The sequence below is a fragment of the Bacillus bruguierae genome (assembly GCF_037104725.1).
In the GTDB taxonomy this organism is placed as follows: Bacteria; Bacillota; Bacilli; order Bacillales; family Bacillaceae_G; genus Bacillus_A; species Bacillus_A bruguierae.
Window position 1 is genome coordinate 1 of sequence record NZ_JBAWSX010000031.1, and the last position, 15,377, is coordinate 15,377.

General features: G+C 37.1%; 16 protein-coding genes, 1 tRNA gene, 3 rRNA genes, 1 other RNA gene and 1 other annotated feature. Of the genes, 17 read left to right on the top strand and 4 right to left on the bottom strand.

From position 1 onward, the window contains the following. Together WAZ07_RS25710 and rrf are read left to right on the top strand one after the other, a co-directional pair. Positions 1–128 (top strand): 23S ribosomal RNA (locus WAZ07_RS25710); the annotation flags it as partial. 50 nt (positions 129–178) lie between these two features. After that, positions 179–294 (top strand): 5S ribosomal RNA (rrf, locus tag WAZ07_RS25715). 39 nt (positions 295–333) lie between these two features. On the opposite strand, the gene WAZ07_RS25720 is transcribed toward rrf, so the two are convergent. Beyond that, positions 334–1,320, bottom strand: coding sequence for a YaaC family protein (locus WAZ07_RS25720; protein ID WP_336474668.1), 987 nt, complete (start codon positions 1,318–1,320; stop codon positions 334–336). A gap of 116 nt (positions 1,321–1,436) precedes the next feature. On the opposite strand from WAZ07_RS25720, the gene guaB reads away from it, so the two are divergent. From guaB to WAZ07_RS25755, 7 genes are all read left to right on the top strand, one after another. Further along, positions 1,437–2,900, top strand: coding sequence for an IMP dehydrogenase (gene guaB / locus WAZ07_RS25725; RefSeq protein WP_090920098.1), 1,464 nt, complete (start codon positions 1,437–1,439; stop codon positions 2,898–2,900). Positions 2,901–3,004: 104 nt separating this feature from the next. Beyond that, a complete protein-coding gene (locus WAZ07_RS25730; RefSeq protein WP_336474669.1) occupies positions 3,005–4,324 on the top strand; it encodes a serine hydrolase in 1,320 nt (439 codons plus the stop codon). A gap of 163 nt (positions 4,325–4,487) precedes the next feature. Further along, positions 4,488–5,372, top strand: a complete 885-nt coding sequence (gene pdxS / locus WAZ07_RS25735) for a pyridoxal 5'-phosphate synthase lyase subunit PdxS (RefSeq protein ID WP_211482641.1) — start codon at positions 4,488–4,490, stop codon at positions 5,370–5,372. A gap of 17 nt (positions 5,373–5,389) precedes the next feature. Next, a complete protein-coding gene (gene pdxT, locus WAZ07_RS25740) occupies positions 5,390–5,980 on the top strand; it encodes a pyridoxal 5'-phosphate synthase glutaminase subunit PdxT (protein ID WP_090920104.1) in 591 nt (196 codons plus the stop codon). 54 nt (positions 5,981–6,034) lie between these two features. Next, positions 6,035–6,256, top strand: a binding site (T-box leader). 49 nt (positions 6,257–6,305) lie between these two features. After that, positions 6,306–7,580, top strand: a complete 1,275-nt coding sequence (gene serS, locus WAZ07_RS25745) for a serine--tRNA ligase (RefSeq protein WP_336474670.1) — start codon at positions 6,306–6,308, stop codon at positions 7,578–7,580. Positions 7,581–7,765: 185 nt separating this feature from the next. Then, positions 7,766–7,858, top strand: a tRNA-Ser gene (locus WAZ07_RS25750). Between the two features lie 171 nt (positions 7,859–8,029). Continuing rightward, a complete protein-coding gene (locus tag WAZ07_RS25755; protein ID WP_090920109.1) occupies positions 8,030–8,404 on the top strand; it encodes a DUF3797 domain-containing protein in 375 nt (124 codons plus the stop codon). Between the two features lie 36 nt (positions 8,405–8,440). Here the strand turns inward: WAZ07_RS25755 and WAZ07_RS25760 are convergent, their stop codons facing one another. The 3 genes from WAZ07_RS25760 to WAZ07_RS25770 all read right to left on the bottom strand — a co-directional run bounded on the left by WAZ07_RS25760 (position 8,441) and on the right by WAZ07_RS25770 (position 10,511). Next, positions 8,441–9,109: a deoxynucleoside kinase gene (locus WAZ07_RS25760; protein ID WP_336474671.1), complete on the bottom strand. Its 669-nt coding sequence runs from the start codon at positions 9,107–9,109 to the stop codon at positions 8,441–8,443. Then, on the bottom strand, positions 9,109–9,747 hold the full coding sequence (locus WAZ07_RS25765) for a deoxynucleoside kinase (RefSeq protein WP_336474672.1): 639 nt from the start codon (positions 9,745–9,747) through the stop codon (positions 9,109–9,111). The genes WAZ07_RS25760 and WAZ07_RS25765 overlap by 1 nt, the downstream gene beginning before the upstream one ends. 227 nt (positions 9,748–9,974) lie before the next feature. Beyond that, positions 9,975–10,511, bottom strand: a complete 537-nt coding sequence (locus tag WAZ07_RS25770; RefSeq protein WP_336474673.1) for a cysteine hydrolase family protein — start codon at positions 10,509–10,511, stop codon at positions 9,975–9,977. Between the two features lie 73 nt (positions 10,512–10,584). On the opposite strand from WAZ07_RS25770, the gene tadA reads away from it, so the two are divergent. From tadA to WAZ07_RS25810, 8 genes are all read left to right on the top strand, one after another. After that, positions 10,585–11,082: a tRNA adenosine(34) deaminase TadA gene (tadA, locus tag WAZ07_RS25775; protein WP_336474674.1), complete on the top strand. Its 498-nt coding sequence runs from the start codon at positions 10,585–10,587 to the stop codon at positions 11,080–11,082. A gap of 77 nt (positions 11,083–11,159) precedes the next feature. Beyond that, positions 11,160–11,424, top strand: an RNA gene (gene ffs / locus WAZ07_RS25780) — signal recognition particle sRNA large type. A gap of 271 nt (positions 11,425–11,695) precedes the next feature. Then, positions 11,696–13,381 (top strand): DNA polymerase III subunit gamma/tau, encoded by a 1,686-nt coding sequence (gene dnaX / locus WAZ07_RS25785; protein ID WP_336474675.1) that lies wholly within the window; start codon positions 11,696–11,698, stop codon positions 13,379–13,381. A gap of 70 nt (positions 13,382–13,451) precedes the next feature. Continuing rightward, complete coding sequence (locus WAZ07_RS25790) at positions 13,452–13,778, top strand: YbaB/EbfC family nucleoid-associated protein (protein WP_090920126.1); 327 nt, start codon at positions 13,452–13,454, stop codon at positions 13,776–13,778. Between the two features lie 14 nt (positions 13,779–13,792). Next, positions 13,793–14,389 (top strand): recombination protein RecR, encoded by a 597-nt coding sequence (gene recR, locus WAZ07_RS25795; RefSeq protein ID WP_336474676.1) that lies wholly within the window; start codon positions 13,793–13,795, stop codon positions 14,387–14,389. A gap of 15 nt (positions 14,390–14,404) precedes the next feature. Beyond that, positions 14,405–14,626 carry a YaaL family protein gene (locus WAZ07_RS25800; RefSeq protein WP_336474677.1) on the top strand — a complete coding sequence of 74 codons (222 nt, stop codon included), beginning with the start codon at positions 14,405–14,407 and terminating at the stop codon, positions 14,624–14,626. A 125-nt stretch (positions 14,627–14,751) separates the two neighbouring features. Beyond that, positions 14,752–15,021 carry a pro-sigmaK processing inhibitor BofA family protein gene (locus tag WAZ07_RS25805; protein ID WP_336474678.1) on the top strand — a complete coding sequence of 90 codons (270 nt, stop codon included), beginning with the start codon at positions 14,752–14,754 and terminating at the stop codon, positions 15,019–15,021. 232 nt (positions 15,022–15,253) lie between these two features. Further along, a 16S ribosomal RNA gene (locus WAZ07_RS25810) occupies positions 15,254–15,377 on the top strand; the annotation flags it as partial.

The following is a 15,377-nucleotide window of genomic DNA, read 5'->3' on the forward strand; positions in this document are numbered from 1 at the left end:
TCAAGATGAGATTTCCCATAGCGTTAAGCTAGTAAGATCCCTGAAAGATGATCAGGTTGATAGGTTCGAGGTGGAAGCGTGGTGACACGTGGAGCTGACGAATACTAATAGATCGAGGACTTAACCATATAATATGAAGCAAGTGTTATCTAGTTTTGAAGGAATATACCTTCATAAGTCTGGTAATGATGGCAGAGAGGTCACACCCGTTCCCATACCGAACACGGAAGTTAAGCTCTCTAGCGCCGATGGTAGTTGGGACTTTGTCCCTGTGAGAGTAGGACGTTGCCAGGCAAACGAAAGACGAGTCAGTGGACTCGTCTTTTTTATTTCCTAAGAAATCGTATTATGTTGGCCCATTAGATATAAATAAATATAGTACGGTATTTTTTCGGCTGTGACAGCTAGAAATTGAAAAATAAACGGATAATCTTCAGAAGCATAACTGCCAAGTAAATCGTACCACCAGTCTGTTTCATAGCGGGAAATCATACTTAAATTATAAAGCAAGAGATAGTGTATAAGTAATTCCGGAAGAACAGGGGTCGTTTCGCCATTAGCAGGTAAATAATAAGTATCTGTATAATGATTGTATGTAAAGGGAGCACTGTATAATGGGTCCCATTGTTTTATGGAAGCTGAGAAATACAAATGCGAGTCACTTTCTTTAAAGTTTGTATATCGAACGTTAAGATTCCCTCCGATTCCTTCCATATACCGTATAAAACGTTCTTCAGTCATATGAAAAGTGTCTAAAATGTGAGTCGGGAAAGTAAAGATATTTTCCGTCACTTCTTTTAATTTATATAGGTTATTTTTTCTTTTGCTGTACAGGAATAAATCCGCTAATTCAGCGATACGCTGCATTAGCTCTTGCATTGTATATTTTTCCCCTTCCAAATGTTTCATGTGAAACATTTGTTCTGAAACTTGAGTGAATAGTCCGTGTTTTTGAATTTTCACTTCATCATCCATAAATTGATAACTCTGTTTCTTTCTCTTTCTTGTTGTAACCCCATGTGCTAATACAGAAGTTGATTCAGGATAATTAGGATCAACTGTAAGCAAACAAGCTTTTAGAAGTTGGCTCATTCCATAAAATAGTAATACGGGCTTAATGGAGAATGGAGCAGTATCACATAATTGGTAATAATTTTTTCCATGCTCTAAGTAATAAATAAAAGGATAACAATTCTCAAAGCTTTTTTTCTCAGTATTTGTATTACCTAATTTTTTATAGCAACGGGTAAGATAATGTTGCGTGTGAGTAGAAGAAAGAAAAAAGCTTAATTTTTCCCAAATGTTCGATGAATGCTGCATTATATACTCTCCTTTTGTTTTTAGAAAATTCTAACATATACAGTCTTTCTTGACAGTATTTTAACCAATTGTTAAGCTACTAATAATAATTTCAGGTATCATGGGGGGAATCATTTATGTGGGAATCTAAATTTGTTAAAGAAGGTTTAACGTTTGATGATGTATTACTTGTACCAGCTAAATCGGATGTATTACCAAGAGAAGTAAGTATAAAAACAGTTTTATCCGAAACTTTACAATTAAATATTCCTTTAATTAGTGCGGGGATGGACACGGTAACAGAAGCTGAGATGGCTATTGCAATGGCTCGTCAAGGTGGAATTGGAATTATTCATAAAAATATGTCTATCGAGCAACAGGCTGAGCAAGTTGATAAAGTAAAACGTTCTGAAAGTGGCGTTATTACAGATCCTTTCTTTTTAACTCCAGATCATCAAGTATACGATGCAGAACATTTGATGGGGAAATATCGCATTTCAGGTGTTCCAATTGTAAATGATACAGAAGAAAGAAAACTTGTAGGGATTATTACAAACCGTGATATGCGTTTTATCCAAAATTATTCAATTAAGATTTCAGATGTAATGACGAAAGAGAACTTAATTACAGCTCCAGTTCATACTACACTAGAAGATGCTGAAAAAATCTTGCAAAAACATAAAATTGAAAAACTTCCTCTTGTTGATGATAACGGTGTATTACAAGGCTTGATTACAATTAAAGATATTGAAAAAGTAATCGAGTTTCCAAACTCTGCGAAAGATAAACAAGGTCGTTTATTAGTAGGAGGAGCTGTTGGAGTAACAGCTGATGCAATGCAACGTATCGATGCATTAGTAAAAGCAAATGTTGATGTAATTGTTCTTGACACAGCTCACGGACATCACAAAAATGTAGCTGACAAAGTAAAAGAAGTTCGCGCTAAATATCCTACATTAAATATTATTGCTGGTAACGTTGCAACAGCGGAGGCAACTCGCGAATTAATTGAAGCAGGTGCAAACATTATTAAAGTTGGTATTGGACCAGGCTCTATTTGTACAACACGCGTTGTAGCTGGTGTTGGTGTTCCTCAATTAACAGCAGTGTATGACTGTGCAACAGAAGCCCGTAAGTACGGTGTTCCAGTAATTGCTGATGGTGGAATTAAATATTCTGGTGATATTGTAAAAGCATTAGCAGCAGGTGCGCACGTTGTTATGCTTGGAAGTATGTTTGCTGGTGTAGCAGAAAGCCCTGGAGATACAGAAATTTACCAAGGTCGTCAATTTAAAGTATATCGTGGTATGGGTTCTGTTGGAGCAATGGAAAAAGGAAGTAAAGATCGTTACTTCCAAGAAGGTAATAAAAAACTTGTTCCAGAAGGAATTGAAGGCCGCGTTCCATTTAAAGGTCATTTAGCAGATACGGTACACCAATTAGTTGGTGGATTACGTGCAGGTATGGGATATTGCGGTGCAGCTGATTTAACATTCCTGCGTGAAAATGCACAGTTTATCCGTATGTCAGGTGCTGGATTACGTGAAAGTCATCCGCATGATGTTCAAATTACAAAAGAAGCACCAAACTATTCATTATAATGTCTGATATAAAAATAGACAGAGATTTAGTATCTCTGTCTATTTTTTTTTGATTGTGTTAGAATAACGTTTATGTGAGTACAAATGTATTGGGGGTAACAACAGTGAAAGGTATGTTTCGTAGGCAAATGATTGCGATTGTAACAGTACTTACACTATTTTGCAGCATGTTCTTTACATACAGCAGCGCGTTTGCAGAAACAAATTCTGCATTGAATGTTGAAGCAGATGCGGCAATTTTAGTGGAAGCGAAATCTGGAAAAATTTTATATCAAAAAAACCCAGATGAACTATTAGCAATTGCAAGTATGACAAAAATGATGAGTGAGTATTTAGTCCATGATGCAGTCGAAAAAGGGAAAATTAAGTGGAATCAACAAACAAAAGTTTCTGAATATGCTCATATTATTTCGCAAGACCGCTCTTTATCAAATGTCCCATTAGAAAATGGTGGTACTTATACTGTAAAAGAGTTATACGAGGCGATGGCAATTTATTCTGCAAATGGTGCAACAATTGCTTTAGCTGAGTTAATTGCTGGCTCAGAGGCTAATTTTGTTAAGATGATGAATGATAAAGCGAAAGAGCTTGGATTAAAGAATTATAAATTTGTAAACTGTACAGGGTTAACGAATAAAGATTTAAAAGGGAAGCAGCCTGAAGGCACATCTCCGGATGAAGAGAATAAAATGTCTGCTAGAGATTGTGCAATCTTAGCGCAGCATTTAATTAAAGATTATCCAGACATGTTAAAGACATCTAAAATCCCGAAAAAGGTATTTCAAGAAGGCGGAAAGTATCCAGTGAATATGGATAACTGGAATTGGATGTTAAAAGGTTTAGTTATGCAATATGAGGGTGTGGATGGTCTGAAGACAGGTTCTACTCCGGAAGCTGGAGATTGTTTTACAGGTACAGCAGAACGCAATGGTATGCGTTTAATTTCTGTTGTTATTAAAACGAATTCCCATACAGCGCGTTTTGCGGAAACGAAGAAACTATTTGATTATGGCTTTACAAATTTCCAAACGAAAACGGTATATCCAAAAGCTTCTCAAGTAAAAGGTCATGAAACAGTTCATGTAAATAAAGCAAAAGATACAGAGGTACCAGTACAGACGAAGGAAGAGATTGTACTTCCAGTGCCAAAAGGAAGTCAAGATATTTATAAAACAGATTTCAAAGCAGTAAATAAAGAGAATGAAGCGCCAATTAAAAAAGGCACAACACTTGGTTATATGACTGTATCAGCAAAAGATAACAATGATGTGGGATTCTTGACTGGTAAATCTATGCAAGTAGATCTTGTATCAAAACAAGAAGTAGAAAAGGCGAATTGGTTCGTTCTTTCTATGCGAAGCATTGGTTCTTTCTTTAGTGGTATATGGAATGGTACAGTGGATACTGTAAAAGGTTGGTTTTAAAAGTTCCCGATAAGGGAGCTTTTTTATTTACTATTTTTCGCACCTATTTTATCCAAAAAAATAGTAGACAAATCTCTAATAGATAATGGTAGAATGTAAGAGTATTCTTAATTTTCACCGTTAGTGGGGAAAAGTAATTCACCTAGGGAGGTTTTTGTACATGATAAATGTAACAGGAACAGAGCGTGTAAAACGTGGAATGGCAGAAATGCAAAAAGGCGGCGTCATTATGGACGTAGTTAACGCTGAGCAAGCAAAAATTGCAGAAGCGGCAGGTGCGGTTGCTGTTATGGCATTAGAACGTGTTCCAGCTGATATTCGTGCAGCGGGCGGCGTTTCGCGTATGGCAGATCCAACAATTGTAGAAGAAGTAATGGGTGCTGTATCAATTCCAGTTATGGCAAAATGCCGTATTGGTCATCTTGTGGAAGCGCGTGTACTTGAATCGTTAGGAGTAGACTATATTGACGAGAGTGAAGTATTAACTCCAGCTGATGAAGTGTACCATTTAAATAAACGTGATTACACTGTCCCATTTGTATGTGGATGCCGTGATATCGGTGAAGCAGCACGCCGTATTGCTGAGGGTGCATCAATGCTTCGTACGAAAGGTGAGCCTGGAACAGGGAATATCGTAGAGGCTGTACGTCATATGCGTCAAGTAAATGCAGAAATTCGTCAAGTTGCGAGTCTACGTGAAGATGAATTAATGACATATGCAAAAAATACTGGTGCTCCTTATGAAGTATTACTTGAAATTAAGCGCCTTGGCCGTTTACCAGTTGTGAACTTTGCAGCGGGTGGTGTTGCAACGCCAGCAGATGCTGCATTAATGATGCAACTAGGTGCAGATGGTGTATTTGTAGGTTCTGGTATTTTTAAATCAGAAAACCCAGAGAAATTTGCACGTGCGATTGTTGAAGCAACAACGCATTATGAAGATTATGAATTAATCGCTCGCCTTTCTAAAGGACTAGGTAATGCAATGAAAGGTGTTGAAATTTCAACATTATTACCAGAACAACGCATGCAAGAGCGTGGTTGGTAATTAAAGGAGTTTTTGAAATGGTTACAATCGGTGTATTAGGACTTCAAGGAGCGGTTCGTGAACATGTACGTGCAATAGAAGCAACTGGTGCACAAGCGGTGATTGTGAAGCGTACAGAGCAATTAGAGGAAGTAGATGGACTTATTTTACCAGGCGGTGAAAGTACAACGATGCGCCGTCTTATTGATAAATATGGTTTCATGGAACCTCTTCGTGAATTTGCTAAAGCAGGAAAACCGATGTTTGGTACATGTGCAGGTATGATCTTACTTGCAAAGAACCTTGTTGGATATGAGGAATCACATATTGGTGTAATGGATATTACAGTTGAACGCAATGCGTTTGGACGTCAAAGAGATAGTTTTGAGGCTGCTCTTTCGATGAAGGGAGTAGGCGAAGACTTTATTGGCGTGTTTATTCGTGCGCCATATGTTGTAGATGTAGAAGATCATATCGAAGTATTATGCACATATGAAGATCGTATGGTCGCGGTTCGTCAAAATCATTTATTAGCAGCTTCTTTCCATCCAGAATTAACAGATGATTACCGTGTTACAGCTTATTTTGTAGAGATGGTAAAGGAAGCAAAAATGAAAAAAGCTGTATAAGTGACTTGAAACTTGTGTAAGATTATAGTAAATTGATGGTAACTATTTTATATGATAAATGTGTTGATAGGAAGTAGTAGCAAGAGGCGTTTCTTATAGAGAGTCGGTGGCTGGTGGAAACCGATAGAGGCGACTTGTGAATCCATCCTGGAGTGAAATGTGGAACAGTCTGTTGGCTAGTAAACATTTCCGGTGAAGAGCCGTTATCTCTACTTGAGAGGAAAGCAAGTATGCTTTCAATTAGGGTGGCAACGCGGGTTAACTCCCGTCCCTTTGTATAGGGACGGGAGTTTTTTATTTTTGTAAAAATAAAGGAGGAAATATTATGCTTGATATTAAATTTTTGCGTGCAAACTTTGAAGAAGTGAAAGCGAAACTGCAACATAGAGGCGAAGACTTAACAGACTTTGGTCGCTTTGAAGAATTAGACATAAAGAGAAGAGAATTACTTGTACAAACGGAAGAGCTAAAAAGTAAACGTAATGAAGTATCTCAACAAATTTCTGTATTAAAACGCGAAAAGAAGGATGCAGAGGCGCTTATTTTAGAAATGCGTGAAGTAAGCGATAAAGTTAAAGAGCTTGATAATGAGCTTCGTACAGTTGAAGAAGATCTTGAGAAATTAATGTTATCTATTCCAAATATTCCACATGAATCTACACCAAATGGTGAAACGGAAGATGATAATGTGCAAGTTCGTACATGGGGAGATGTTCCAGAATTTACGTTCGAACCAAAGCCGCATTGGGATCTTGCAACGGATTTAGGTATGTTAGACTTTGAACGCGCTGGGAAAGTAACAGGTAGCCGTTTTGTATTTTATAAAGGGGCAGGTGCGAAGTTAGAACGTGCTTTATTTAACTTCATGCTTGATCTTCATACAGAGGAACATGGCTATGAAGAGATTTTACCTCCGTATATCGTAAATCGTACAAGTATGATTGGAACAGGGCAACTTCCAAAGTTTGAAGAAGATGCGTTTCGTATTGAAAGTGAAGATTATTTCTTAATTCCTACAGCTGAAGTACCTGTAACAAACTTGCATCGTGATGAAATTTTAAATGGCGAACAATTGCCAATTCGTTATGCGGCGTTTAGTGCATGCTTCCGTTCTGAAGCAGGATCTGCTGGTCGTGATACACGTGGTTTAATTCGTCAGCATCAATTTAATAAAGTAGAGCTTGTGAAATTTGTAAAACCTGAAGATTCTTATGAAGAACTAGAAAAATTAACAAATGATGCAGAGCGCGTATTACAATTATTGGGTCTTCCATACCGTGTAATGAGTATGTGCACAGGAGATTTAGGATTTACAGCAGCGAAGAAATATGATATTGAAGTATGGATTCCTAGCTATGGCACATATCGTGAAATTTCTTCTTGTAGTAATTTTGAAGCATTCCAAGCACGCCGTGCAAATATTCGTTTCCGCCGTGACACAAAAGCGAAACCAGAGCATGTTCATACATTAAATGGATCTGGACTTGCAATTGGTCGTACGGTAGCTGCTATTTTAGAGAACTACCAACAAGAAGATGGTTCTATTATCATTCCAGAAATTCTTCGTCCTTATATGGGAGGAAAAACTGTAATTAAATAAATCCATTCTTATTAATATACACTTATTGTTATTTTATAATAATAAATTTGAGCTATTTAATAGAGTAGGATACATTTTATGAGAAAAGGAAAGAGAAAAAATCTCTTTCCTTTTTATATTATCTATTATAGTAGGGTTGACGAACCATTTTTCTTTTGATATTATATTCCATGTCATATCAACACGGAGGAATACCCAAGTCTGGCTGAAGGGATCGGTCTTGAAAACCGACAGGCGGTGCGAGCCGCGCGGGGGTTCGAATCCCTCTTCCTCCGCCATATATAATTGACAACAGCGCATATAAGTGGAGATTGGAGAACTCGTTACCAACACGTAACGAGTTTTTATTTTAACCAATCAGGAAGTAGCATATAGGAGAATGAACCTCTTATAGGAACACTCATATTCCGAGGATTATCTTCATAGATATGAAAGGAGCTACCATGGCCATGGATATTATTATACAAACGTTTCCGCTTGACGGAAAAACACTATATTATGTACAATGCCCCGTTTGCAAGAAAAATAAAATTTTAAACAGTGCTGCAAACGTATCTCGTATTGTAAGTGATGAAACATTTCGTAAACTTTGTGGTTGCATCTGTGATGTGAAACAAGGAGTGAAGAAAGTAGAGACGTCAAAACAAGTCGAGAAAAAGGCAGATTCAAAACGTAAAGTAATTACAGCTGTTATTAACGGGACAGAAATGACGGTAAAAGAAATTGCTGAAGCGTATAATATTAGTGTAAGCACTGTACGTCAGCGTATTAATGCAGGAAAATCAGAGAGCGAAATTATTGCTCCGACGAAAAAGAAAAATTAAGTTCATAGGAAAACCCGTGCAATTGCACGGGTTTTTTTATTTTACAAGTTTACGTGTTTGTTGTAAAAAGCGACCAATTTTCTTAATAATTGGTTCAATTGAATTTTCGTTTTGTAAAATATCATATTCGTTGATATTAAGACGCAATACAGGACAAGCATTAAAGTCATTAATCCAATTTTCGTAGCGTTCATGCATTTCTTTCCAATATTCAATTGGTGTTTGTTGTTCCATCGGTCTTCCGCGTTCTTTAATGCGATCTACGATATCTTCAAATGATCCCTCTAAGTAAATAAGTAAATCAGGATGTGGGAAGTAAGGTGTCATAACCATTGCATCAAATAAGCTTTTATACGTTTCATAATCTGTAGCAGTCATCGTCGCTTTTTCATAATGCATTTTGGCAAAAATTCCTGTATCTTCATAAATAGAACGATCTTGAATAAATCCTCCGCCATATTCGAAGATTCTTTTTTGTTCCTTAAAGCGTTCTGCTAAGAAATAAACTTGTAAGTGAAAGCTCCAGCGCGTAAAGTCTCCGTAAAATTTATCTAAATATGGATTAGAGTCTACTTTTTCAAATGATGTACGGTAACCAAGTGCATTTGCTAAGGCGTTTGTCATTGTAGATTTTCCAACACCAACTGTTCCCGCAATCGTAATAACAGCATCATTTGGAATATCATATTTCTGTCTCAAATTCATTACTGGTTAATCTCCTTTGTCAGTTTGTTTTGTAATGCTGATAAGATTACATGTAAGTCCGATTCATTTTTTATAAAATCCATGTTATCTCCATTGAATTTTAATACAGGAATGTCTGGATAGTCTTTTTTGAACGTTTCCATTGCCACTTCGTAATCTTTAATAAGTTGCAATAAATAGTTAGGATCTATATTTTTTTCGAATTCACGTCCACGCATGGCGATTCGTTTTTGTAGTGTTTCTAAACTTGCTGTTATATACACGATGACATTTGGAACCGGCATATCTTGTGTTAAGATACGATAAATTTGCATGTATTTTTCGTATTGTGTACCTTGTAATGTTCGAGATGCAAAAATTAAGTTTTTGAATATATGATAATCTGCTACAACAGGTATATGTTGTTTTAAATATTTTGTATCAATGTCTTCTAATTGTTTATATCGGTTGCATAAGAAGAACATTTCTAATTGAAAAGCCCATTCTTCGATGTTTTCATAAAATTTTCCCAAAAAAGGATTTTCATCAACTATTTCTTTCAATAAATAGAGTTGCATGTGAGTCGATATCGCTTTCGCGAGTGAAGTTTTTCCGACACCGATTGGTCCTTCAACTGTAATAAATGGTACTCCAGTCACTCTGTTGCCTCCTCTCAAAACATGGTTTGATGCGAATAAAAAGCACAAAACAGAACTATTGTAGCATAAGAGGAGTGAGAAAGGGTTAGTTTGTCGTAAAAAGTTAAAAAATTGATTTATCCCGCTATTCGTGAACAGTAAGACTCTCACCTCAAGATTGATAGAGAAGCGAAGAGGATAGGTAAGTGGGGAGAAACTTCCACTGATGGAAGTTTCACTTTATGTTATTACATTTGTAAATGAAATGATGGAGAAGTATTTGCTTTTAAAGTGGTTTCCATAATACGCAGGGCATGTTTGTTATCTTGATCGCAATTAGAGGCAATACAATCTTCAGGTACATATAATTGATAATTTCTCATATGGGCATCATTCGCGGTAAAAAGGATACATATATTTCCGGCCACTCCTGTTAAGATAAGATTTTCAATTTTTAAATGACCCAATAATGAATTTAAGGGTGTTTCATAAAAAGCAGAATAATGTGGTTTAATAAAAATATAATCATCGTTTGCAGGTGCAATCTTTTTTATAATGTCTTGACTGTGTTCATTTGTGCAATAGGTAATGAGTTCATTAATGTCAGCTCTCCATAAATGATAATGATCATTTACGTAAATAATTGGACAGCCGGAGTTTTTCATTTTTTGTTTGAGTTGTAAAATCGATTCTGTAATATTTTTGCATTTTCGTGCTAAGATAGGTCCGTGTGAAAATTGGAAGTCATTGATCATATCAATAATAAGAAGTGCTGTATTTTTCATATGTAATCTCCTTTCCTTTCTCTTTAGATTGGATTGAATATAGAAAAGTTATTTGCGATGAAAGGAATTTGTTATGGAACAAGATATTTATTTTATGAAACTTGCGATAGAAGAGGCAAAAAAGGCCGAAGAAATACAAGAAGTACCAATTGGTGCGGTTGTTGTTGTGGATGGTGAAGTGATAAGTCGTGCGCATAACTTACGTGAAACAGAGCAGCGATCAGTTGCTCACGCTGAATTGTTAGCGATTGATGATGCTTGCAAAAGATTAGGGACTTGGCGTTTAGAAAATGCAACGTTATATGTCACATTAGAACCGTGCCCAATGTGTGCTGGTGCCATTGTATTATCACGTGTAAAACGCGTTGTATATGGCGCGGCTGATCCTAAAGGTGGATGTGCTGGTACATTAATGAATTTATTAACAGAGGATCGGTTTAATCATCAATCTGAAGTTGTAGCTGGTGTATTAGAAGAAGAGTGCGGAAGCTTATTAACAAATTTTTTTCGAGAACTACGTAAAAAGAGGAAGAAAGAGAAGGAAGAGTTGGATAAAAATACTCTTTGCTAACACGTTGCAATTTTTTAGGAAACAAGTTATACTGAGATTGCCTTCAAATGAGGCAACTAAATATGGTTTTAACTTTGCCGTGCTAAGCGGGGAGGTAGCGGTGCCCTGTACTCGCAATCCGCTCTAGCGAGGCCGAATCCCTTCTCGAGGTTATGTTACTGTAGGGTCTGCCTTAAGTAAGTGGCGTTGACGTTTGGGTCCTGCGCAACGGGACCCCGTGAACCTTGTCAGGTCCGGAAGGAAGCAGCAATAAGCGGGTCTTCTCGTGTGCCGCAGGAGTGCCTGAACCGAGCTAACTGCTTAAGTAACGCTTATGGTACGTAATCGACAGAAGGTGCACGGCAGTTATATATGCATACAAACTCATCCTATATGAATAGGATGGGTTTTTTGTATGGAAAATAACTTTTGGAATCTAGAATCAGAATAGGTTATAATAAAGTGAAACTTTAATCAATGGGGGCTTTTTATCCTACATTGATTATTGCTTGAACGAATCAGGCTTTTACGAGCGGTGTATCCCCACTTAACTTTTTTATTTGAGTTGGCGAGATTGCTGTTTACGAATAGCGAGATAAACAAGAGAATAACCTTTGGGGGAGGCCGTATTTTCGTGTCATACCAGGCGTTATACCGAACATGGAGACCGCAGAAATTTGGAGATGTAGTCGGTCAAAAGCACGTGACGAAAACGTTGCAAAATGCCCTTCTTCAAGAGAAAGCGTCACATGCTTATGTATTCTCTGGCCCAAGAGGAACAGGGAAAACAACAATTGCAAAAGTATTTGCAAAAGCAATTAACTGTGAGCAGGCTCCTACAGATGAACCTTGTAATAAATGTCCTGCATGCTTAGGGATTACACAAGGTGCTATTTCAGATGTATTAGAAATTGACGCGGCTTCGAATAACGGTGTAGATGAAATTCGAGATATAAGAGATAAAGTAAAATATGCTCCAAGCGAAGTTCGCTATAAAGTATATATTATTGATGAAGTTCACATGCTTTCCATGGGAGCGTTTAATGCGCTATTAAAAACGTTAGAAGAACCTCCGCAGCATGTTATCTTTATTTTGGCAACGACAGAACCACATAAAATTCCACCAACGATTATTTCTCGTTGTCAGCGTTTTGAATTCCGCAAAATATCAGTACAGGATATTGTAGAACGATTAACAACTGTTATGAACAACGAAGGAACGAAAGTGGACGAGGAAGCACTTCAAATTGTAGCGCGTGCCGCAGAAGGTGGTATGCGTGATGCGCTAAGTTTAATTGATCAAGCAATTTCTTATAGTGATGAAGCGGTAACGGTAGAGGATGTATTAGCGGTTACGGGTTCCGTATCACAGCGGTATTTAGCGAACCTTGTAGAAAGTATATATGAAAATGATGTATCGAAAGCGCTTCGTATTGTTGATGATATTATGAATCAAGGGAAAGATCCACTTCGCTTCATGGAAGACCTCATTTACTACTACCGAGATATGCTTTTGTATCAAACTTCACCGCAGCTAGAGGATATGTTGGAGAGAGTTATTGTTGATGATTCATTTCAAAAGTTAAGTCAGGATATGCAGCCTGAAATGATTTATGAAATTATTCATATGCTTAGTAAAAGCCAACAAGAAATGAAATGGACAAATCATCCGCGTATTTTTTTAGAAGTGGTTATGGTGCAATTGTGTCAGCAGTTTGCGATGAAAGTAAATGGAGCGGATCGCTTGCAAGCTGTGTTACAAAGAATGCAACAGTTAGAACAGGAATTAGAAAAAATGAAACAGCATGGTGTACCGGTTTCAATGCAACAGGAAGTGAGAGAAACAAAGGCTACACCGAAGCCGAGTCGTTCTGGTAGTATGAAAATACCAATCGGTCGTGTTCATGAAGTGCTAAAGCAAGCAACTCGTAAAGATTTGGAGCAGTTGAAAAGTGCATGGGGTGAACTGTTAGAGCGATTGAAAAGTTATAATAAAGTCGCTTATGCTGTTTTGCTAGAAAACAGTGAGCCGGTAGCGGCGTCTACTACTTCTTATGTTCTTGCTTTTAAGTATGAGATTCATTGTAAAATGGCGAGTGAAAATCGTGAAGCAACAGATACGGTAGAACAAATTCTCTTTGAACTGTTTGGAAAGAAATTGCAAATGATTGCAATTCCAAAAAGTGAATGGGGAAAAATTCGTGAGGGGTTCTTGCAAAATGAAGGTGATCCTTCAGAGGAAGTAGAGAAGCCGAAAGATCCCCTTGTAGAAGAAGCTGTAAAAATAGTTGGTGAGCAATTAATTGAAATAAAGGAATAAAGTACGCCTTAAATGGAATTTTCTTTCTAAAATGTAAACATCCATTAGGCGAAAATTAGGAGGAATTATTATGATGCGTGGAATGGGAAATATGAATAACATGATGAAACAAATGCAAAAAATGCAAAAACAAATGGCAAAAGCACAAGAGGAACTTGGTGAAAAAACAGTTGAGGGAACAGCTGGCGGCGGTATGGTAACGGTTATCGTAAATGGCCATAAACAAGTTCTAGAAGTGAAAATTAAAGAAGAAGTTGTAGATCCAGAAGATATTGAAATGTTACAAGACCTTGTATTAGCTGCAACAAATGATGCATTAAAGAAAGCGGAAGACCTATCGAATTCTACAATGGGACAATTTACAAAAGGATTGAATTTACCAGGCGGTATGTTCTAGGAGGTTGGTCATAGATGCACTATCCAGAACCAATCTCGAAGTTAATTGATAGCTTTATGAAATTGCCAGGTATCGGACCGAAAACAGCGGTTCGTTTGGCTTTTTTCGTATTGGATATGAAAGAAGATGACGTATTAGATTTTGCGAAGTCACTTGTTAATGCAAAGCGAAACTTAACGTACTGTTCTATTTGTGGTCATATAACAGATCGAGATCCTTGTTATATTTGTGATGATTCTCATCGTGATCAATCAGTTGTTTGTGTTGTACAAGAGCCAAAAGATGTGATTGCAATGGAGAAGATGAAAGAATATCAGGGAGTATATCATGTATTAAATGGTGCCATTTCTCCGATGGAGGGAGTTGGTCCAGAAGATATTAATATTCCTCAATTATTAAAACGACTACATGATGAAACTGTGCAAGAAGTTATTCTGGCAACAAACCCGAATATTGAAGGAGAAGCAACAGCGATGTATATTTCTCGTCTGTTAAAGCCAACGGGGATTAAAGTAACTCGTATTGCACATGGGCTACCGGTTGGTGGTGACTTAGAATACGCGGATGAAGTAACGCTATCGAAAGCGTTAGAGGGCCGAAGAGAACTATAAGTAGGAGAAATAGAGATGTTTTTTCAAAAAAAAAAGAAGTTGCGCAAAGAATATGATGAAAAATTAATTGTATTGTTAGAACAAGTGAAGACGGAGTGGATACGTCAAAAAAGAATTGTAGAACAAAGTATTGAGCCTTCAGAAGATGTATTGTGTTATTTGAAGCTGGCCGAGGCGAAATACTTCTATCTATTGAAGGAAGCGAAAAGGCGTCCTGTGAAAATGGAACAGTTATAAAAGGAAAGTCGAACGGGAAATGCTTTTTCAGTTCGACTTTTTATTTTCAAGAAAAAAATTTAACGGTCTTTTTTTTTCTTTTTCCCATACAAATATAGTGTACAAGTTGTAAGGGAGAGGAGCGCATGGAACGTAGTTTGATTATCGGTGGTATATTAACGTTAATATTTCTTTTACTAATTGTCGGTGCTCCTATAAAGCCATTTCGTTTTGTAGGAAGATTACTCGTCAAAATTGTAATAGGAGCTTTGTTGTTGTTTGCCGTGAATATAGTAGGGACACAATTTAATTTTCATCTTCCTATTAATGTCGGTACTACATTTGTTTCGGGTTTTTTGGGTTTGCCAGGTATCGGTGCGCTTATAGTTATTAAGTTATACATTTTACCAAGCTAGAAAAAACTTTTGTTTTTTAGCTTGGTTGTTTTTTTTAGAAAAAGTATTGACGTGCAAATTATTAATGTGGTAAATTAATAAACGTCGTCAACGACAAAAGAAAAAAGAAGTTGACGGTAAGAGGTAAACGTGATACATTATAAAAGTCGCTGAAATGCGATGTTGAACTTTGAAAACTAAACGAAACAAACAACGTGAAACGTCAATTTTTATTTATGATGCTAGACAAACTTTATTGGAGAGTTTGATCCTGGCTCAGGATGAACGCTGGCGGCGTGCCTAATACATGCAAGTCGAGCGAACCGATTAAGAGCTTGCTCTTAAGAAGTTAGCGGCGGACGGGTGAGTAACACGTA

What these genes read in the sequence shown, in the direction of transcription:
- recR (WP_336474676.1), top strand. Translation starts at nt 13,793, where the DNA reads ATGCACTATCCAGAACCAATCTCGAAGTTAATTGATAGCTTTATGAAA.
- WAZ07_RS25800 (WP_336474677.1), top strand. Translation starts at nt 14,405, where the DNA reads ATGTTTTTTCAAAAAAAAAAGAAGTTGCGCAAAGAATATGATGAAAAA.
- WAZ07_RS25770 (WP_336474673.1), bottom strand. Translation starts at nt 10,511, where the DNA reads ATGAAAAATACAGCACTTCTTATTATTGATATGATCAATGACTTCCAA.
- tadA (WP_336474674.1), top strand. Translation starts at nt 10,585, where the DNA reads ATGGAACAAGATATTTATTTTATGAAACTTGCGATAGAAGAGGCAAAA.
- WAZ07_RS25720 (WP_336474668.1), bottom strand. Translation starts at nt 1,320, where the DNA reads ATGCAGCATTCATCGAACATTTGGGAAAAATTAAGCTTTTTTCTTTCT.
- WAZ07_RS25755 (WP_090920109.1), top strand. Translation starts at nt 8,030, where the DNA reads ATGGATATTATTATACAAACGTTTCCGCTTGACGGAAAAACACTATAT.
- WAZ07_RS25805 (WP_336474678.1), top strand. Translation starts at nt 14,752, where the DNA reads ATGGAACGTAGTTTGATTATCGGTGGTATATTAACGTTAATATTTCTT.
- WAZ07_RS25760 (WP_336474671.1), bottom strand. Translation starts at nt 9,109, where the DNA reads ATGAATTTGAGACAGAAATATGATATTCCAAATGATGCTGTTATTACG.
- guaB (WP_090920098.1), top strand. Translation starts at nt 1,437, where the DNA reads ATGTGGGAATCTAAATTTGTTAAAGAAGGTTTAACGTTTGATGATGTA.
- pdxT (WP_090920104.1), top strand. Translation starts at nt 5,390, where the DNA reads ATGGTTACAATCGGTGTATTAGGACTTCAAGGAGCGGTTCGTGAACAT.
- WAZ07_RS25790 (WP_090920126.1), top strand. Translation starts at nt 13,452, where the DNA reads ATGATGCGTGGAATGGGAAATATGAATAACATGATGAAACAAATGCAA.
- serS (WP_336474670.1), top strand. Translation starts at nt 6,306, where the DNA reads ATGCTTGATATTAAATTTTTGCGTGCAAACTTTGAAGAAGTGAAAGCG.